Origin of the sequence: Microtetraspora fusca (assembly GCF_001570365.1) — a bacterium.
GTDB lineage: Bacteria > Actinomycetota > Actinomycetes > Streptosporangiales > Streptosporangiaceae > Microtetraspora > Microtetraspora fusca.
The window spans coordinates 1-18,716 of record NZ_BBYK01000051.1 but is presented as its reverse complement, the minus strand read 5'-3'; the positions used below and the strand labels follow the sequence as shown (position 1 = coordinate 18,716).

Sequence of the window (18,716 nt, the reverse complement as noted above, 5' to 3'; positions counted from 1 at the left end):
GTGGAACGGCCGGCCGGGAGACGAGGCCGTCCCGCCGGATGACGAGGAGTGGTGAGCGAGCGGTGAGCAGGGCTGTCGTTTTCGGTACTGGCTCGTGGGGGACCACGTTCGCGATGATCCTCGCGGAGGCGGGCACCCACACGACGCTGTGGGGGAGACGGGCCTCGGTCGTCGACGCGATCAACGAGAGGCATGAGAACCCGGAGTACCTCCCCGGGCTGCGGCTGCCGGAGAGCCTGCGCGCCACCACCGATCCGGCGGAGGCGATGGAGGGGGCCGACTTCGTGGTCCTCGCAGTACCGGCCCAGACGCTCCGCGACAACCTCGCCGCGTGGAAGCCGCACCTCCCGCCGGACGCCGTGCTGGTCAGCCTCATGAAAGGCATCGAGCGGGGCACCTGCAAGCGGATGAGCGAGGTCATCTGCGAGGTCGCGGGCGTGCCCCCTGAGCGGGTGGCGGTGGTGTCGGGGCCGAACCTCGTCCCCGAGCTCGCCCGGCGGCAGCCCGCCGCCGCGGTGGTGGCCTGCTCGGACGAGGAGGTCGCGCGGCGGCTCCAGGACGCCTGCCACCTGCCGTCGTTCCGCACGTACACCAACCCGGACGTCGTCGGCGTCGAGCTCGGCGGCGCGGTGAAGAACGTGATCGCGCTCGCGGTCGGTGTCGCCGTCGGCATGGGGCTCGGAGACAACGTGGCCGCGACGCTCATGACCCGCGGCCTCGCCGAGATCGCCCGGCTCGGCGCGGCGCTCGGGGCCGATCAACACACGTTCGCCGGCCTCGCCGGAATGGGCGATCTGGTGGCGACGTGCAGCTCCCCATTGTCCAGAAACCGCACCTTCGGTGAGAATCTGGGGCGCGGGATGACCCTGGCCGAGGTCGTCGCGGTGACGAAGCAGACCGCCGAGGGAGTCAAATCGTGCGAGTCGGTTCTCGAGCTGGCGAGGAAACACGACGTGGAGATGCCGATCACCGAGGTCGTGGTCGGCGTGGTCCACGACGGCATGGCCCCGTCCGAGGCGGCGATGCTCCTGATGTCGCGAACCCCGAAACCGGAGCGTTACGGCGTGTAGCCCCATGAGGCGCGGGCGCAGGAGACTCGGGGAGAACTCCCGCGCGGTGCATCTGCCGCCGCCTCAGCTGCCGCGCGAGGTCCCGACCGGCCTGCCCGTCTGGCGGACCTCCGGCTGGGGCCCGGCCCCGCCCGGGTCGCCCGGTCAGTACGGCTCCTCCTGGCCGGCCGGCTCGGCGGCCGACCGGTCGTCCGGACTGGTCGAGAACCGGGCCGACAACCCGACGGTCGCCGCGTTCGCTGCGGCGATGGCCGCGATGGAGGGCGCGGCGGCGCCCGAGGACGTCGCCGGCCAGGCGTTCCCCTCCGGCATGGCGGCCACCACCGCCGTGTTCCTGTCCCTCCTGCGTACGGGCGCGCACGTCCTCGCGCCCGCGCCGGTCCACGGCGGAACCCACTCCCTGCTCACGAACGTGCTGTCCCGGTTCGGCATCGCGGCCGACTTCGTCGACTATTCCGACCTGCGCCGGGTGCACGCCGCGATCCGGCCCACCACGAAGATCGTCTACGCCGAGACGCTGGCCAACCCCACCATGGCGGTGGCCGACATCCGGGGCCTCTACCGGATCGCCAGGGACGCCGGAGCGCTGCTGGTGGTCGACTCGACCCTCGCCACGCCCGTCGTGTGCCGTCCGCTGGAGCACGGGGCCGATCTGGTGGTCCACTCGGCCACGCAGTACGTCGGCGGGCACGACGACTGCTCCGGAGGCGTGGTCGTCGGGCGGCCCGACCTGATCAACCTGATCCGCGAGGTCCGGGTGGACACGGGCGCGTCGCTGTCCCCGGACGACGCGTTCCTGCTGCGTCGCGGCATGGAGACGATGACCCTGCGGATGCGCCGGATCTGCTCGACCGCGATGGTGTTCGCCGCCTCGCTGGCCAAGCATCCGGTGGTGCGCCGGGTGGACTACCCCGGTCTGCCCGCCCACCCGGGTCACCAGCTCGCCCGCCACCTGTTCGACTCCGGCCCCGAGGGCACCCGGTTCGGCGGCTGCGTCACCGTGACCGTCTACGGAGGGCACGACGCCGGGGCCGCGCTGGCCGACGCCCTGCGGCTCGCCCGGATCGCGGGCTCCTTCGGCGGGACCCGGACCACGGCCGTGCACCTCGCCTCGGCGGCCCGTCCGGACGAGGCGCTCTCCGGCATGGACGCGGGAGCCGTACGGTTCTCGATCGGGCTGGAGGACGCGGAGGACCTGATCATGGACGTGACGCAGGCGCTCGACGCCATGCGCTCGAACGGTCACACGCGGGCCTGACAAGCGGGTTCCCCGCCCGGAAGCGGTACATTCGAGCATCATGAACGAGCAGCGCGAGGTGCCTTCCCGGCCGATCCGAGTCGCCGTCGTCTTCGGCGGACGCAATTCCGAGCACGCGGTGTCGCTGATGGGCGCGGGCAGCGTGATCAGCGCGATCGACCGGTCGAGGTATGAGGTCATCCCGGTCGGCATCGCTCCCGACGGACGCTGGGTCCTGGTGTCCGAGGGGCAGAGTTACGCGATTGAGGACGGCCGTCTGCCGGTCGTCGGCGAGTCCGACACGGCGCTCGCCCTGCCGTCCGACTCCGGGTCGCTCGTCGCGCTCGACCCCGGGCAGATCCCGCGCTCGCTCGGCGAGGTGGACGTGGTCTTCCCGATGCTGCACGGGCCGTTCGGCGAGGACGGCACCATCCAGGGCCTCCTGGAGATGGCCGGGGTGCGTTACGTCGGCTCCGGCGTGCTGGCGAGCGCGGTCGGCATGGACAAGGCGTACATGAAGCTCGTGCTCAAGGCGGCGGGGCTGCCGGTCGGGCCGTTCGTCGTCGTCCGCGACCGCGACTGGCGCACCGACCGCGGGAGGGTGCTCAAGGAGGTCGAGGAGCTTGGCTGGCCGGTGTTCGTCAAGCCGGCCCGCGCCGGATCCTCACAGGGCATCTCCAAGGCGCACGACCTGCAGTCGCTGGAAGCCGCGATCGACTTCGCCCGTGAGCACGACCCCAAGGTGCTGGTCGAGGCCGCGATCGCGGGCCGGGAGGTCGAGTGCGCCGTGCTCGAGTCCCTCGGCGACGCGCCCCCGAAGGCGAGTGTCCCCGGCGAGGTGCTGGTGCGGGGCGAGCGCGAGTTCTTCGACTTCGAGGCGAAGTACTACCCCGACCAGATGGCGCTCGCCGCGCCCGCCGACATCCCGGCGGAGACCGCCGAGGCGGTGCGCTCCATGGCCGTGCGGGCCTTCGAAGCGCTGTCGTGCGAGGGGCTGTCCCGGGTGGACTTCTTCTACACGCCCTCCGGCGAGCTCATCCTCAACGAGATCAACACGATGCCCGGCTTCACGTCGCTCTCGGTCGCGCCGCAGCTCTGGGCCGCGACCGGCCTGCCGTACGCGGAGCTCGTCGATCACCTGATCCGGCTCGCGCTCGAACGCCCGGCGGGGCTGCGCTGAGCCGGGCCGGTCACTCGGGGACGGACGACTTGATCGGGCCGGCCAGATCCACCATCACCTCTCCGGGAACGTGCTTCCCGGAGATCGTCACCTCGACGTACGCCGCGCGGTTGATCGCGGTGAACAGCGCCGGGAGCTTGGGATCCTCGAACCAGGTGACGCCGTCGAGGTCGCTCGCCTGGTCCGTGGCCGCCATCGAGGCGGGCCGCTCCACCCCGCATCGGAGGGCGATCTCGCCTGCTCCCCACACCGCGACGTACGGCGAGGGCGGGTCGCTCTCCACCCGCTCCGCGCCGTCGAGCCGGCCGGGAAGCGCGGTGGCGAGCTTCTGGCACGCCGCGGCCGCGGCCCCCTCCGGCTTCGGCGGCTCCACCCGAACCGCGCCGGAGCAGGCGGAGAGGGACAGTACGGCGAGCATCCCGGCCGCCAACACGGCCACCGGCCGGGCCGGGGGGATCAGTCTTCGCATCTCTTCCCAGGTCAGATGTGGACTATCGGACATGTAAGAGTACGCGTGATGCCCTCCACAGCCTGAATCTGGGCCACCACGAGCTTGCCCAGCTCGTCGACGTTACGGGCCTCGGCCCGAACGATCACGTCGTAGGGACCGGTGACATCCTCCGCCTGGGTGACGCCGGTGATCCCGGCGATTTGGCCGGCCACATTGGCCGCCTTGCCGACCTCGGTCTGGATAAGGATGTAGGCCTGCACCATAACGCCCTCCGGATAGAGATCAGTGCCGGAGCGTACCGTACCTCGAATGCACTAGGGGTGTGCCATCACAGTCGGAGATCTTGGCGAATTCGGTGTAATTGGACGTATCGCTGGGCGATTGCCGCAGGGTGCGGCCGTACTGCTCGGACCTGGAGACGACGCCGCCGTTCTGAGCGCGCCGGACGGGCGGGTCGTCGTAAGTACGGATCTCCTAATCGAGGGTAGGCACTTCCGTCGCAATTGGTCCAGTGGCTATGACATCGGGCGGAAAGCGGCAGCTCAGAATCTTTCCGATATAGCGGCTATGGGGGCCGATCCAACGGCGATCTTCGTCGGCCTGGGGATGCCCGCCGACGTCACCACGGACTGGCTGGACGCCCTCACCGACGGCTTCCGGGACGAGTGCGCGCTCGTCGGGGCGAGCGTGGCGGGCGGAGACATCTCCCGCTCCGACACGGTGGTGCTCGGCGTCACCGCGCTCGGCGACCTCGGCGGTAGGCGGCCGGTGACCAGGTCGGGCGCCCGCCCCGGGCAGGTCGTCGCGGTCGCGGGCCGCCTCGGCCACGCCGCCGCGGGACTGGCGCTGCTGCAGGCCGGCCGGGTGGGCCCGGACGTCGTTTCCGGCCCTCCGGCGGACCGGAGCGGTGCGGAAGGCCGTGTGGTCGCCGGGGACGGTGAGATCGAGGAGTGGCTGTCCGTTCTCGTCGACGCCCACCGCCGTCCACGGCCCACGTACGCCTGCGGTCCCGGCGCGGCCCGGCTCGGCGCGACAGCCATGCTCGACGTGAGCGACGGGCTCCTGCAGGACCTCGGCCACATCGCGGAGGCGAGCGGCGTCCGGATCGAGCTCGACCCCGACGCCTTCCCCGTCGGCCCGGCGCTCGCCGAGGCCGCCCGCGCGCTGGGCGCCGACCCGCTGGAGTGGATCCTCACCGGAGGGGACGACCACGCGTTCGCCGCCGTCTTCCCCTCTGACATACGCCTCCCGGACCCATGGCTGGTGATCGGCCGGATCGCGGAGGGGCAGGGGGTCCACGTCGCCGGACGCGCCGACACGCGGGGCGGCTGGGATCATTTCCGCAATTCGCGCGGCTGATCGGGAAATGCCGGGGAGGCGGTTCGCCCCTTGGCCATGAAACGCCCCCGGACGCCGCACCCGACCGGCCCGGCCACCACGCCGCAGCCGGTCGGTCGGCCCGGCTGCTGCGGGGCGACGGAGGCGCGTCGGGTACGGGGAAAGGTCGTATGGCAAGGGTGGGGAAATGTCCTGGTTTGATAGGGGCATGACCTCCACTCCCGCGCGTGTCCTCACCATCGCCGGCTCCGACTCCGGCGGCGGCGCCGGCATCCAGGCCGACCTCAAGACGATGCTGGCTCTCGGGGTGCACGGCATGAGCGTGATCGCCGCGGTGACCGCGCAGAACTCGCTCGGCGTCCAGGGGTACTGGGAGCTGCCGGAGGAGGCGGTCCGGGCACAGCTCGACTCCGTGCTCGGCGACATCGGCGTCCAGGCCGTCAAGACCGGGATGCTGGCCTCTCCGGTGCTCGTGGAGACGGTCGCCCGCACGCTCGCCGGCGTGGCGGCCCCCGTCGTGGTCGATCCGGTCGGCGTCTCCAAGCACGGGGACGCGCTGCTCGCGCCCGAGGCGGTCGAGACGGTCAAGGAACTGCTGCTGCCGGTCGCGACCGTGGTCACGCCGAACCTCTGGGAGGTCGAGCAGCTCACCTCGGTCAAGGTCGAGGACGAGGACGACCTGCCGCGCGCGGCCGAGGCCGTGCTCGCGCTCGGGCCGCGCTGGGCGCTCATCAAGGGCGGCCACCTGTCCGGCGCTCCGGTGGACCTGCTGACCGACGGAGACCGGAGCTACCGCTTCACCGCGGAGCGCCTCGACAACCGCCACACGCACGGCACCGGGTGCACGCTCGCCTCGGCCATCGCCTCCCGCCTCGCCCTCGGCGACGACATGCCCGAGGCCGTACGGCAGGCCAAGGAGTACGTCACCGGCGCGATCGCGCGCGGCTTCCCGCTCGGCGCGGGCATCGGCCCCGTCGACCATGGGTGGCGCTGGCGCACCGCCTGACCGGCCGGGCGCGGCCCGCGCGGCGCGCGAGAGACCCGGGGCGGCGGGCCCGGGCAACGCGAAAGCCCGCCACCAGATCGGTGACGGGCTTCGAAAGAAGTGGGGTCAGCGGGTGACCTTACCTGCCTTGATGCAGGAAGTGCACACGTTCATCCGCTTCGGCGTCCCGTTGACCGTCGCACGCACGGTCTGGATGTTCGGGTTCCAGCGGCGGCGGGTGCGGCGGTGCGAGTGGGAGACGTTGTTGCCGAAAGTCGGCTTCTTAGCGCAGACGTCGCAGACGGAAGCCACGGTCATCGCTCCTTCAGATCAGTCGAATCGGCCCGGTCCGCTGAGAAGCGGCTCATCCGAGCGTGCCGGGGCAACCGGCTGGCCACACGAGGATATCCGATGTCAGCCGTTGCACGCCAAACGGGATCCCGGCGAACGGGGATAATCTCGTAGCGACCAACGGTAGCGCATCTGGGCGGCGCCACGCGTGCGGGTCACCGGAGCGAAGGGGCGACGTTCATGCTTGAGGTGCTCGACCCGCCGGCCGTACGCCGCTGGTCGCGCCGGTGCGCGGACGCGCTCGGCCGGGCCAGGTCGGAGATAGACGCGCTCAACGTCTTCCCCGTCCCCGACGGCGACACCGGGACGAACCTGCACCTCACCGTGCTCTCCGCCGCGGAGGCGCTGGACGGCCTGCCCGGCGACGCGGGGCGCGACCGGACGTGGCAGGCGCTCGCCCAGGGGGCGCTGCTCGGCGCCCGGGGCAACTCGGGAGTGATCGTCAGCCAGGCGATACGCGGGCTGGCCGAGGTGCTCGGACGCGCCGACGGGCGCGGAGCAGACCTGCGCCGGGCGCTGGCGCGGGCCGCCGAGATGGCCAGGGCCGCCGTGATGCGGCCGGTCGAGGGCACCGTGCTGACCGTTCTGTCGGCCGTCGCCGAGGCCGTACGGCAGGCCTCCGACGACCTCGGCGATGTCGCGCGGATCGCGGCTGAGGAGGCGCGGAGGGCGCTGCGCCGCACCACGCGGCAGCTCGACGTGCTGGCCAGGAACCACGTGGTCGACGCGGGCGGCGCGGGTCTGGTGATCATCCTGGAGTCCCTGGCCGAAGTGGTCGCCGAGGCGTTCAGCGAGCGGCACGAGGTCCCCGCCCCCGCGGCCGGGCGGGCCCCGGCCGAGGAGGCGCGGGAGAAGAGCCGCGAGGCCGTGCCGGGATACGAGGTGATGTACCTCCTGGACGCGTCCGAGGAGGCGGTCGGCCGCCTCAGGGCCGAACTGGACGCGCTGGGCGACTCGCTGGTGATCGTCGGCGGCGACGGTCTCTGGAACGTCCACGTGCACGTGGACGACGCCGGTGCCGCGATCGAGGCGGCGATCGCGGTCGGGCGCCCGCACCGCATCCGCGTGACCCACCTCGGTGGCCGGGTCCACGAGCCCGCCCCGGCGCGCGGTGTGGTCGCGATCGCGGCGGGCGACGGCCTCGCCGCGCTCTTCCGCCGGGCCGGGGCCGTCGTCGTACGGCGCGAGCCCGGCGCCACTCCGCCCCTCGCCGCCGTGCTCGCGGCGATCAGGGAGGCGGGGAGCGAGGTGGCGGTGCTGCCCAATGACAGCGGCGCGCACGCGGTGGCCGTGGCGGCCGCGGAGATCGCCCGTGAGGAGGGGCTGACGGTCAGCGTGCTGCCGACCAGGGCGTCGGTCCAGGGGCTCGCCGCGCTCGCGGTGCACGATCCGCTGCGCCGCTTCGACGACGACGTCGTGGCGATGACCGACGCGGCGGGACACACCCGGCACGGGCACGTGTGGGTGGCCGACCGGGAGGCCGTGACCAGCGCGGGACTGTGCAGTCCGGGTGACGTGCTCGGCGTCGTCGACGGCGACGTCGCCCTCATCGGCGCCGATCTCGCCGACGTGGCGGTGCGGGTCGCCGACCGCATGATGTCGTCGAGCAGCGAACTGGTGACGCTGGTGACCGGCGCCGCCTCCGCCGCCCCGGAGGGAGCCGTACGGAACCATTTGGCCCGGGTGCGCCCGGACGTCGAGGTGGTCGTCTACGAGGGGGGACAGGGCGGCTACCCGCTGCTCATCGGCGTGGAATGACCATCCCCCCAGGGCACGTCCCATCGGAAGGGCAGGTGTCCGCTGTCATCGTGTCCGCCCGGAAGGGCGGGCTTCGCCCGCGTGACGCCACGGGCGTCGGCGGGGCCGGGCCGACGCCCGGGTGATTTCTGTCGGTCACCGGCGGTAGAACTTATCTCCGTGACCGCGCGTTTTCCGGCCGTCGCGTCTCGTCCGCCGGGCGCGCGGGGCGTCGCGCCGCGTGCGGTCGCGGCGCAGGACACGATCCCGTCACGTGAGGGGGGCGCATGACGAGGTTCGACGAGCCGCTGAAGCGGGCGCTGGGCCGCACGGCCGGCCCGCTGGAGCGCGCGCTCGGCATCGCCACCGTGGGGGAGCTGCTCCGCCACTACCCTCGGCGCTACGCCGAGCGCGGCGAGCTGACGCCGATCTCTTCGCTGCAGCACGACGAGCACGTCACGGTCGTGGCCCGGGTGGCCGCGCTGCAACGGCGGCCGATGAAGAACCGGCAGGGCACCTGGCTGGACGTCGAGGTGACCGACGGGCAGGAGCGGCTGCACCTCGCCTTCTTCGGCAAGGGCGCCTTCGTGGCGGAGCAGCGGCTGACCCCGGGCACCGAGGCGATGTTCTCGGGCAAGGCCAACGTCTTCCCGCTGCAGGGCGGCAGGCGCCGGGTCTCGCTCACCCATCCCGAGTACGAGACGGAGGAGATCGAGGACGCGGCCGAGTTCGCCGCCGCTCCGGTGCCGATCTACCCCTCCGCCCAGGGGCTGGCCACGTGGACGATCCGCCGGGCCGTACGCATCGTGCTCGACGTGCTGGCGCTGGACGACCCGCTCCCGGCCGAGATCAGGCACCGACACGATCTTCCCGAGCTTGAGGTGGCGCTGCGCCACATTCACCGGCCCAGGAGCCAGGCCGACATCTCCCTGGCTCGCAGGCGGCTGAAGTTCGACGAGGCGTTCCTGCTCCAGTCCGTGCTGGCCAGGCGCAGGCTGGAGGCCTCCGCCTGGCCGGCCCGCCCGAGGCCGGGGCGTCCCGACGGCCTGCTGCGCGACTTCGAGGCGCGGTTGCCGTTCGAGCTCACCGAGGGGCAGCGCCGGGTCGGCGAGGAGATCGCCGCGGACCTGGCCCTCGAGCACCCGATGCACCGGCTGCTGCAGGGCGAGGTGGGCGCGGGCAAGACGGTCGTCGCGTTGCGGGCGATGCTCCAGGTGGTCGACTCGGGCGGGCAGGCGGTGCTCCTCGCCCCGACGGAGGTCCTGGCCCAGCAGCATCACCGCTCGATCACCGGGATGCTCGGCGATCTCGCGACCGGCGGCATGTTCGGCGGCACCGGCGTGACCCTGCTGACCGGTTCCATGGGCGCGGCGGCGCGGCGGAGCGCGCTGCTCGACGCCGCCTCGGGAGCCGCCGGCATCGTGGTCGGCACCCACGCGCTGATCCAGGAGCACGTCCAGTACGCCGATCTCGGCCTGGTCGTGGTGGACGAGCAGCACCGCTTCGGCGTGGAGCAGCGCGACGCGCTCCGCGAGAAGGGCGGCGGCGGCCGTCCCCACGTGCTGGTGATGACCGCCACCCCGATCCCGAGGACGGTCGCGATGACGGTGTTCGGCGACCTGGAGGTCTCCACGCTGTCGCAGTTGCCGTCCGGCCGCGCGCCGATCACCACCCATGTGGTGCCGGCCGCCGAGAAGCCCCACTTCCTCGACCGCGCCTGGGAGCGGGTACGCGAGGAGGTCGGGCTCGGCCGCCAGGCGTACGTCGTCTGCCCCCGCATCGGCGATCAGGAGGGCGACGAGGGCGACCTCGGCAAGGAGGACGACGAGCGCAGGCCGCCGCTCGCGGTGATCGAGGTGGCGGAGATGCTGGCCGAGGGCCCGTTGCACGGCATGCGGGTGGGCGTCCTGCACGGCAAGCTCCCCCCGGAGGAGAAGGACGCGGTGATGCGCTCCTTCACGAAGGGCGAGATCGACGTGCTCGTGGCCACCACGGTGATCGAGGTCGGCGTCGATGTGAGGAACGCCTCAGTCATGGTGATCATGGACGCGGACCGGTTCGGCGTCTCGCAGTTGCACCAGCTACGCGGCCGGGTCGGGCGGGGCGGCCTGCCGGGGCTGTGCCTGCTGGTGAGCGAGGCCGCCGCCGGCACCCCGGCGCGTACCCGCCTGGACGCGGTGGCCACCACCCTGGACGGCTTCGAGCTGTCCCGGGTGGACCTGGAGCAGCGCCGCGAGGGGGACGTGCTCGGGGCCGCGCAGTCGGGGCGCAAGTCGTCGCTGAAGATGCTGCAGCTGCTCCGTGACGAGGACGTGATCCAGGCGGCGCGGGAGGAGGCGAGCGCGCTGCTGACGGCCGATCCCGAGCTGGCGGACCATCCGGTCCTGCGGGCCGAGCTCGACGCTCTCCTGGGCGACGAGCGCGCCGAGTTCCTGGAGAAGGCGTGAACGGAGAGGGCGTGAACGGAGAAGTCGTGAACGGCCCCGCCCGAGCGCGATGATCGCGAAACCGTGGCGGCCGCCGGCCGCGCACACAAAGAATGACCCAGGGCCCAGCCTTGGGACGGCCTCCCCCCGAATGCCGTCCCCGGCTGGGCCCACCCTCGGGTCAGGTGCCGAGGGCGCCGGCGTGCGGAAGGGCTCACGACCACGCCGGCCGGCCTTCCCCTGGGTCACCTTGAAGGCCGCAGAATCATCATGCGGAACGCGCGGGCCGTGCGATACCGCTCTTACCCATTCGTCGCCGCCGCTTGCCCACTCTTGACCGCCCTGATCCGCCAGGGGCCGCCCGGGCGTGGGCGTACCGCCGTCCCGAGCCTCCTCATCGGAGCGGGACAATGAACGGATGACGCGGGTCATCGCAGGCAGCGCAGGAGGACGCAGGCTGGCCGTGCCACCGGGCAGGGGCACCAGGCCGACGAGCGATCGTGCCAGGGAGGGGTTGTTCTCCACGGTGGGGTCGTTTTTGGGCTCGCTTGACGGAGCCCGGGTCCTCGATCTCTACGCCGGGTCGGGGGCGGTCGGCCTGGAGGCGCTGAGCAGGGGCGCGAGCCACGCCCTCCTCGTCGAGTCGGACGCCAAGGCCGTACGGACGATCAGGCAGAACATCGCCGCCCTCGGCCTGCCCGGCGCCGTGCTCAGGGCGGAGAAGGTCGAGCGGGTGCTGGCCCAGGGGTCTGCCGAGCCGTACGACTTCGTGTTCGCGGACCCGCCGTACTCCGTCAGCGACGAGACCGTCACCCGGGTGCTGGAGGCGCTGCGCTCCGAAGGGTGGGTCGGCGAGGGCACGCTGGTCGCCGTCGAGCGCGAGTCCAGGGGGAAGGACCTGGTCTGGCCGCAGGGCTTCGAGGAGGACAGGGTCCGCCGTTACGGGGAAGCGGCCGTTTGGTACGGTCACGCAGCCGGGAACCCGTAAACCTGGGGGTGCGCCTTGCGTCGCGTCGTATGCCCGGGGTCGTTCGACCCCGTGACCAACGGACATCTGGACATCATCGGCCGGACCTCCCGGCTGTACGACGAGGTTGTCGTGGCCGTGTTGATCAATATCGAGAAGACCGGCCTGTTCACCGTGGACGAGCGGATAGACATGCTCCAGGCGGTGACCAAGGAGTACGGGAACGTCCGGGTCGAGAAGTTCCACGGGCTGCTGGTCGACTTCTGCCGCCAGCACGACATCCCGGCGATCGTGAAAGGCCTGCGGGCGGTCAGCGACTTCGACTACGAGCTCCAGATGGCGCAGCTCAACTACCGCATGTCCGGGGTGGAGACGCTGTTCATGTCCACCAACCCGGAGTACTCCTTCCTCTCGTCGAGCAGGTTGAAGGAGATCGCACGGTATGGTGGGGACGTATCCGGCCTGGTCCCTGACCTCGTCCAGCGGCTGCTCATCGAGCGGCTCAGGGGCTGACCACCGGCTGGTATCCTTTCTATCCGGCCTTGCACGACGGCGGTGATTCGTCATGCCTAACGAGAGCAGGATGACTCTGCACAGCCTCGACCCCCGAGCCCCATGGGTGATCTCCACTCACGATCTGGGACGGCGACCGGGGTCGATGCGCAGGATCAGTCCGGTTCTTCCGGCACCGGCGGACCTCGCGGTCGGAATGATCGGCGTCCCCAAGGACGCCGACGTCGAGCTGGACATCCGGCTCGAGGCGGTGATGGAAGGCGTGCTCGTCACGGGCACGGCGCAGGCTCCTCTCAGCGGGGAGTGCTCGCGCTGCCTGGATCCGCTGACCTCGGAGATCGAGGTCGGGTTCCAGGAGCTTTTCTTCTACTCGGCGGAGGACGCCGGAGAGGACGACTTGCTCCTCGACGGCGAACTGCTCGATCTCGAGCCGATATTCCGCGACGCGGTGGTGCTCGCACTGCCGCTGAGCCCGGTGTGCGGTGAAGACTGCCCCGGTCTCTGCACGGAATGCGGGGTCAAGCTGGCGGAAGCCGGCCCGGACCACGGGCATGAGCGGATCGACGCGCGCTGGGCGTCGCTGCAGGGTTTGGTTGTGGACAAGAAAGACGATCAGGAGGGTTGACGTGGCCGTCCCCAAGCGGAAGATGTCGCGGAGCAACACCCGCGCCCGCAGGTCCCAGTGGAAGGCCGCCGCGGTCTCGCTCGTGAGCTGCCCCCAGTGCCGCTCGCCGAAGCGCCCGCACGTGGCGTGCCCGAGCTGTGGCACCTACAACCGCCGTCAGGTCATCGAGCCGTCGGCCTGATCGCGCGACAAGCGGAGCGGAACGCCGACCGGGTCGTCAAGACGCCCCGGTCGGCGTTACCTTGCTTTCAGCGCGTACGGTGGCGGGCGGAGGCACGACGACAGGCGGACGTGCCCGCGGCCGTGGTGGACGCCGGGAGGCCCCGATGAGCGGGGAACCGGCGCCCACCACGTCTTCGGGCTTATCACCGGACCGGTCACCGTGCGGCCTCGCCATGCACAGGTGAACAGGAGGAGCGGTGGGCGCAGCGATGAAGCCGGTGGCAGTCGAGATCGCCAGGGACGAGCTGGCACGCGAGATCGGCGTGGCACTCAGTACGGACATTCTGGAGCGGGCGCTCACGCACCGGTCCTACGCGTACGAGAACGGCGGCCTGCCCACGAACGAGCGCCTGGAGTTCCTGGGGGACTCGGTGCTCGGGCTGGTGGTCACCGACACGTTGTTCCGGGGGCACCCGGACCTTCCTGAGGGGCAGCTCGCCAAGCTGCGCGCCGCCGTGGTCAACATGCGCGCCCTCGCGGACGTGGCGCGCGGCCTGGACCTCGGGAAGTACCTCCGCCTCGGCCGAGGCGAGGAAGGCACCGGCGGACGGGACAAGTCCTCGATCCTCGCCGACACCCTTGAGGCGCTGATCGGCACGGTTTACGTCGACAAGGGCCTGGACGAGGCGTTCCGCGTCGTGCACCTGCTCTTCGACCCGTTGATCACGCGGTCGGCCTCCCTGGGGGCGGGCCTCGACTGGAAGACCTCGCTGCAGGAGCTGACCGCCGCCGAGATGCTCGGCGTCCCGGAGTACCACGTCGCGGAGAGCGGCCCCGATCACGCGAAGTCGTTCGTGGCGACCGTCCACGTCGGCGGCACCGAGTACGGCACCGGCGCGGGGCGCAGCAAGAAAGAGGCGGAGCAGCAGGCCGCGGAGGCGGCGTGGACGGCGATCCGCGCCATTCGCGAGGCCAGGGAAGGCGCCGGGCTCGGCCAGGGCTGAGCCGCGCTCCGGCGCGGGCGAGTTGAGGGGACGGGATGCCTGAGCTGCCCGAGGTCGAGGTCGTCAGGCGCGGCCTCGAACGCTGGGTTTCCGGCCGGACGATCGCGTCGGCCGAGGTGCTGCACCCGCGCGCGGTGCGCAGGAACGCGGGTGAGCTCGCCGACCAGCTCAAGGGGCGCGAGATCCGCTCCGCCGAGCGGCGCGGCAAGTACCTGTGGCTTCCCCTCGGTGACGAGGGCGTCGAGCCCGGCGGACCCGAGGGAGAGGCGGGGGAGGCCCTGCTCGCCCATCTGGGCATGAGCGGCCAGCTCCTGGTCATCGAGCCGGACGCCCCGCTGGAGAAGCACCTCCGGGTCCGGATCGGCTTCGCCGACGGCGGGCCCGACCTGCGGTTCGTCGACCAGCGCACGTTCGGCCACCTCCTCGTCGCGCCCCTGACGGCGCCCGAGCCGCCGTCGCGCGGCGGGCGGGTCCGTCCGGTGCCGGAGCCGGTGGCGCACATCGCGCCCGACCCGTTCGAGGACGTGTTCGACGACGCGGAGTTCGCGGCCCGGCTGCGCCGCCGCCATACCGGGATCAAGCGGGCGCTGCTCGACCAGTCGCTGATCAGCGGGGTCGGCAACATCTACGCCGACGAGGCGCTGTGGCGGGCGCGGCTGCACTGGGCCCGGCCCACCGAGTCGCTGCCCACGAAGAAGATCACCGAGCTGCTCGCGGCCGCCCGCGCCGTGATGAGCGAGGCCCTCAACGAGGGCGGCACGTCCTTCGACAGCCTGTACGTGAACGTCAACGGTGAGAGCGGCTACTTCGACCGGTCGCTCGCCGTGTACGGGAGGCGCGACGAGCCGTGCCGCCGCTGCGGCACCCCGATCAGGCGGGAGGCGTTCATGAACAGGTCCTCCTACAGCTGCCCCCGATGCCAGCCGCGCCCCAGGGACGCCCGTCCCTGAGCCCGTGCCGAGAGCCTCCGGGATACTGTGAGTCATGATCCGGTTGACGGCGTGGGTGCGTGGACGGGTGCAGGGCGTGGGGTTCCGCTGGTGGACCCGGGCCAGGGCGCTGGAGCTCGGGCTGGCCGGCTGGGCGTCGAATCTGTCGGATGGCAGGGTTGAGGTCGTGGCGGAAGGTACACGGGAATCGTGTGAGTCGCTCCTCGGGCTGCTCAGAAGTGGTGACACGCCCGGGAGAGTGGACGGCGTTACAGAACGTTGGAGTGACGCAAAGGGCGGTTTGGTGGGTTTTGTCGAGCGATAGCCCTTCCTTCGGACGTCGCAAATGCGGTATATTTACATGCCGAGAGTGTCCATCGGTGCGTCTGAGTGAAGCGTTCAACTTGACCGCCTCCAATGCCGGTGCGACTCTTGAGAGGAACCACGCGCACCCCTCCCGCGGCATGAAGTGCGCGAACCAGTCTGGTCACTCAGCGTGGAGGACCCTTTACTATGGCGAAGGCTCTACTCGGCCACGTCGGCGGTCCTGATCCTCGGATGGTCTCCGAAATGCGTCGCCTCCAGCAGCGCATCCGGGACCTGGAGGCAGAACTCACCCGGCTCCAGGCACAGAACGACGCGCTGGCGGCGCAGTCTCGGGATGAGGCACTGGTCCGGCTACAGGATCGTGAGCCGGCTCTCACCTGAGGCCGGAGGAATCACCGTCAGGGACGCCTGCCAAAGGCGTCCCTTGTCATTTGTATATCCCCATCCATTTCCGTGGCCGGTTTAAACGCATTCGTCCTGATACGCCTTCCCGTCGACGGTTCGATAATCCCGATTCCGCACAAAGTTGTCCCCAGGGGCATTCCATATCGGGTCCGTCGTGCGGCACTCGGCACCGCTTCGGGTGATATCCGATGCCTCCCGTCCCAGGGGACCGGTAGTCTTCCGGCAAAGCTGGGCAGGGAGGGGGCCGGTCGTTGTATCTGAAGACCTTGACCCTGCGCGGCTTCAAGTCCTTCGCCTCCGCGACCACCCTCCGGTTCGAGCCCGGCATCACCTGCGTGGTCGGCCCCAACGGCTCCGGCAAGTCCAACGTCGTCGACGCCCTCGCCTGGGTTATGGGCGAGCACAGTGCCAAGTCGCTGCGCGGCGGCAAGATGGAGGACGTCATCTTCGCCGGCACCTCCAGCCGGCCGCCCCTCGGCCGGGCCGAGGTCACGCTCACGATCGACAACTCCGACGGCGCGCTTCCGATCGACTACACCGAGGTGACGATCAGTCGCCTCATGTTCCGCTCGGGCCAGAGCGAGTACGCCATCAACGGCGACACCTGCCGGCTCCTCGACATCCAGGAACTGCTCTCCGACTCCGGCATCGGCCGTGAGATGCACGTCATCGTGGGCCAGGGCCAGCTCGACCAGGTCCTGCACGCCGGCCCCGAGGACCGCAGGGCGTTCATCGAGGAGGCCGCGGGCGTTCTCAAGCACCGCAAGCGCAAGGAGAAGGCGCTGCGGAAGCTCGACGCGATGCAGGCCAACCTCAACCGCGTGCAGGACCTCGCGACCGAGCTGCGCCGCCAGCTCAAGCCGCTGGGCCGTCAGGCGGAGATCGCCCGCAAGGCCGCCGTCATCCAGGCCGACCTGCGCGACGCCCGCCTGCGGCTGCTCGCCGACGACGTCGTCACCCTCCGCGAGACCCTCGAACGTGAGGCCGCGGACGAGGCGGCCGTGCAGGCCCGGCGGGCGCAGGTCGAGGCCGACCTCGGGCGCGACCAGCGGCGCGAGGCCGAATTGGAGGCCGCGGCGGCCGAGGCCCAGCCGCGGCTCACCGCCACCCAGGAGACGTTCTACCGGCTCTCCGCCCTGCGGGAACGGCTGCGCGGCGTCGAGGGGCTCGCTCTGGAGCGCGAACGGCACGCCGCCGACGCGGCGTCGATCGAGCGGCGCGGCCGCGACCCCGAGGAGTTCGAGCGGGAGGCCGCCGAGGTCCGCGAGAAGGAGCGCGTCCTGTCGGAGGAGCTCGACGAGGCGCGCGAACGGCTGTCGGCCGCGGTGGAGATCCGTGCCGAGGCCGAGGAGGCGCTGAGCCTGGAGGAGCGCAGGCTGGCCGCCGCCGCTCGGGCCGCGGCCGACCGCCGGGAGGGCCTGGCCCGGCTGCGCGGCCAGGCCGAGTCCGCCAGAAGCCGGGCCCGGGCCGCCGGAGAGGAGATCGGCCGGCTCTCCCGCGCCCATGAGGAGGCGCGCCTGCGGGCCGAGCATGCCCAGGCCGACTGCGACGCCCACGAGCTCGACGAGCCCGCCGCCGACCCGGCCCTCGTCGCCGAGCTGGACGGGGCCGAGGAGGGCGTGGAGATCGCCCGTGCCGCCGTCGAGTCGGCCAGGGAGGTGGTGGACGAGGCCAAGGAGGCCGTCGAGCGGGCCAAGGAGGCCGTCGCCGGTCCCCGGGCGGCGCTCGCCGCCGCCACGTCCGCGGTCGCCGCGGCCCGCGCCGCCGATCAGGAGTCGCAGCGCGCCGTCGCCGCTCTCGAGGCCCGCCGCGAGGCCCTGGAGATGAGCCTCACCCAGGGGGCCGACGGGGCCGCCGCGCTGCTCGGCGCGGGCATCCCCGGCCTGCTCGGCCCCGTCGCGACCATGCTCGCCGTACGCGCGGGAGCCGAGGCGGCCGTCGCGGCCGTGCTGGCCGCCGACGCGGTCGCCGTGGCCTCGCTGGAGGCGGCGGTCGCGTCGCTCGAACACCTGCGGGACGGTGACGGCGGGCGGGCCGGACTTCTGATCGCCTCGACCGAGCACGAGCATGAGCGCGGCAAGGCGCGTCCCCCCGTGCCCATCGCCGGCGCGGTCTGGGCCGCCGATCTCGTCACCGCGCCGGACGAACTGCGCGCCGCCGTGGACGCCGTCCTGTCGGGGGTCCTGGTCGTCGAGGACCTCGCCGCCGCGCGCAAGGTCGTGGAGGGCCATCCGGGCATCCGGGCCGTCACCCGGGCGGGCGACCTGCTCGGCGCGTACGAGGCCAGGGGCGGCTCCGGCGACGGCGGCTCGGCCCTGCAGATGCGGGCCGCGCTCGACGAGGCGACCGTCGATCTGGAGGCCGCCCGCGCCGCCGCGGAGGAGAACGCCGAACTCCTGGAGCAGGCCGTCGCCGCGGAGGCCGAGGCCCAGCTCGCGCTCGAGGCGGCGCAGGCCCGCGTGAACGAGACCCAAACCGGAGTCAGTGCCGCGCAGAACGCCGTCAACACCGCGCAGAGCGGCCTGAACGCGGCGCAGGGTGTGCTGGACCGGGTCCGATCCAAGCAGCGGGACGCCGACCGCCGGGCGGCGGACGCGGCCAAGCAGCTCGCCCGGCTGGAGGCCGCCGTCAAGGCCGCCCACGACGAGGGCGCCCGGCTGGCGAAAGCCGTACAGGACGCCGAGGAGGCCCGCCAGGCCGCGGAGGCGGACGCGGCCGAGATGGAGGAGCGGCTGGCCGAGGCCGAGTACGCCCAGGAGCTGGAGGCCGAGCCCACCACCGAGAGGCGCGACGAGCTGGCCGCCGCCTGCGGCGTGAGCAGGCAGTCCGAGATGGAGGCCCGGCTCGCCGTACGCACCGCGGAGGAGCGGGTCAGAGGCATCGCGGGGCGCGCCGAAGGACTGCTGCGCGCCGCGCAGCGCGAGCGCGAGGACCGCGCCCGGGCGGCCGCGCAGCGCGAGCGGCGGCGCAGGCAGGCGCAGATCGCCGCCGCCGTCGCGCGGGCCGCGC

The 18,716-nt window shown here is 72.1% G+C and carries 19 protein-coding genes; 16 read left to right on the top strand and 3 right to left on the bottom strand.

Going from position 1 to position 18,716, the window contains the following annotated elements:
• The first annotated feature begins 62 nt into the window (after nt 1-62).
• Genes AWQ68_RS21025 through AWQ68_RS21015 form a run of 3 tightly spaced genes read left to right on the top strand, consistent with a single transcriptional unit; the run spans nt 63 to nt 3,487 of the window.
• Complete coding sequence (locus AWQ68_RS21025) at nt 63-1,070, top strand: NAD(P)H-dependent glycerol-3-phosphate dehydrogenase (RefSeq protein ID WP_157545551.1); 1,008 nt, start codon at nt 63-65, stop codon at nt 1,068-1,070.
• Between the two features lie 4 nt (nt 1,071-1,074).
• The gene (locus tag AWQ68_RS21020; protein ID WP_066942777.1) at nt 1,075-2,328 is read left to right on the top strand and encodes a trans-sulfuration enzyme family protein; all 1,254 of its coding nucleotides are present in this window, start codon (nt 1,075-1,077) and stop codon (nt 2,326-2,328) included.
• A 40-nt stretch (nt 2,329-2,368) separates the two neighbouring features.
• Nucleotides 2,369-3,487 (top strand): D-alanine--D-alanine ligase family protein, encoded by a 1,119-nt coding sequence (locus tag AWQ68_RS21015; RefSeq protein ID WP_066942775.1) that lies wholly within the window; start codon nt 2,369-2,371, stop codon nt 3,485-3,487.
• Between the two features lie 10 nt (nt 3,488-3,497).
• Here the strand turns inward: AWQ68_RS21015 and AWQ68_RS21010 are convergent, their stop codons facing one another.
• Both AWQ68_RS21010 and AWQ68_RS21005 read right to left on the bottom strand, forming a co-directional pair.
• The gene (locus AWQ68_RS21010) at nt 3,498-3,956 is read right to left on the bottom strand and encodes a DUF3515 domain-containing protein (protein ID WP_066942773.1); all 459 of its coding nucleotides are present in this window, start codon (nt 3,954-3,956) and stop codon (nt 3,498-3,500) included.
• An 11-nt stretch (nt 3,957-3,967) separates the two neighbouring features.
• Entirely contained in the window at nt 3,968-4,201 is a 234-nt protein-coding gene (locus AWQ68_RS21005) for an Lrp/AsnC family transcriptional regulator (RefSeq protein ID WP_066942771.1), read from the bottom strand.
• A gap of 64 nt (nt 4,202-4,265) precedes the next feature.
• On the opposite strand from AWQ68_RS21005, the gene AWQ68_RS21000 reads away from it, so the two are divergent.
• On the top strand, nt 4,266-5,297 hold the full coding sequence (locus tag AWQ68_RS21000) for a thiamine-phosphate kinase (protein WP_066942770.1): 1,032 nt from the start codon (nt 4,266-4,268) through the stop codon (nt 5,295-5,297).
• A 187-nt stretch (nt 5,298-5,484) separates the two neighbouring features.
• Nucleotides 5,485-6,282 carry a bifunctional hydroxymethylpyrimidine kinase/phosphomethylpyrimidine kinase gene (gene thiD / locus AWQ68_RS20995; protein ID WP_066942768.1) on the top strand — a complete coding sequence of 266 codons (798 nt, stop codon included), beginning with the start codon at nt 5,485-5,487 and terminating at the stop codon, nt 6,280-6,282.
• Between the two features lie 105 nt (nt 6,283-6,387).
• Here thiD and rpmB read toward each other — a convergent pair whose 3' ends face one another.
• Complete coding sequence (gene rpmB, locus AWQ68_RS20990) at nt 6,388-6,573, bottom strand: 50S ribosomal protein L28 (protein WP_061255238.1); 186 nt, start codon at nt 6,571-6,573, stop codon at nt 6,388-6,390.
• Nucleotides 6,574-6,792: 219 nt separating this feature from the next.
• Between rpmB and fakA the strand changes: the two genes are divergently transcribed.
• The 11 genes from fakA to AWQ68_RS20940 all read left to right on the top strand — a co-directional run.
• Entirely contained in the window at nt 6,793-8,370 is a 1,578-nt protein-coding gene (gene fakA, locus AWQ68_RS20985) for a DAK2 domain-containing protein (RefSeq protein ID WP_066942766.1), read from the top strand.
• Between the two features lie 266 nt (nt 8,371-8,636).
• Nucleotides 8,637-10,796 (top strand): ATP-dependent DNA helicase RecG, encoded by a 2,160-nt coding sequence (gene recG / locus AWQ68_RS20980; RefSeq protein ID WP_066942764.1) that lies wholly within the window; start codon nt 8,637-8,639, stop codon nt 10,794-10,796.
• Between the two features lie 397 nt (nt 10,797-11,193).
• A complete protein-coding gene (gene rsmD / locus AWQ68_RS20975) occupies nt 11,194-11,763 on the top strand; it encodes a 16S rRNA (guanine(966)-N(2))-methyltransferase RsmD (RefSeq protein ID WP_066942762.1) in 570 nt (189 codons plus the stop codon).
• Nucleotides 11,764-11,778: 15 nt separating this feature from the next.
• Nucleotides 11,779-12,255 (top strand): pantetheine-phosphate adenylyltransferase, encoded by a 477-nt coding sequence (gene coaD, locus AWQ68_RS20970; protein ID WP_066942760.1) that lies wholly within the window; start codon nt 11,779-11,781, stop codon nt 12,253-12,255.
• Between the two features lie 70 nt (nt 12,256-12,325).
• A complete protein-coding gene (locus tag AWQ68_RS20965; RefSeq protein ID WP_066942758.1) occupies nt 12,326-12,880 on the top strand; it encodes a YceD family protein in 555 nt (184 codons plus the stop codon).
• 1 nt (nt 12,881) lies between these two features.
• Nucleotides 12,882-13,061, top strand: a complete 180-nt coding sequence (gene rpmF, locus AWQ68_RS20960; protein WP_066942756.1) for a 50S ribosomal protein L32 — start codon at nt 12,882-12,884, stop codon at nt 13,059-13,061.
• 250 nt (nt 13,062-13,311) lie between these two features.
• A complete protein-coding gene (rnc, locus tag AWQ68_RS20955) occupies nt 13,312-14,046 on the top strand; it encodes a ribonuclease III (RefSeq protein ID WP_157545557.1) in 735 nt (244 codons plus the stop codon).
• A 35-nt stretch (nt 14,047-14,081) separates the two neighbouring features.
• Nucleotides 14,082-14,996, top strand: coding sequence for a bifunctional DNA-formamidopyrimidine glycosylase/DNA-(apurinic or apyrimidinic site) lyase (gene mutM, locus AWQ68_RS20950; RefSeq protein WP_066942754.1), 915 nt, complete (start codon nt 14,082-14,084; stop codon nt 14,994-14,996).
• 34 nt (nt 14,997-15,030) lie between these two features.
• Nucleotides 15,031-15,300, top strand: a complete 270-nt coding sequence (locus tag AWQ68_RS41125; protein ID WP_084464245.1) for an acylphosphatase — start codon at nt 15,031-15,033, stop codon at nt 15,298-15,300.
• A gap of 188 nt (nt 15,301-15,488) precedes the next feature.
• Entirely contained in the window at nt 15,489-15,683 is a 195-nt protein-coding gene (locus tag AWQ68_RS20945; protein ID WP_061255024.1) for a hypothetical protein, read from the top strand.
• 275 nt (nt 15,684-15,958) lie between these two features.
• Nucleotides 15,959-18,716, top strand: a 2,758-nt coding sequence (locus AWQ68_RS20940) for a chromosome segregation SMC family protein (RefSeq protein WP_066942751.1), incomplete at its 3' end; no start/stop codon positions are given.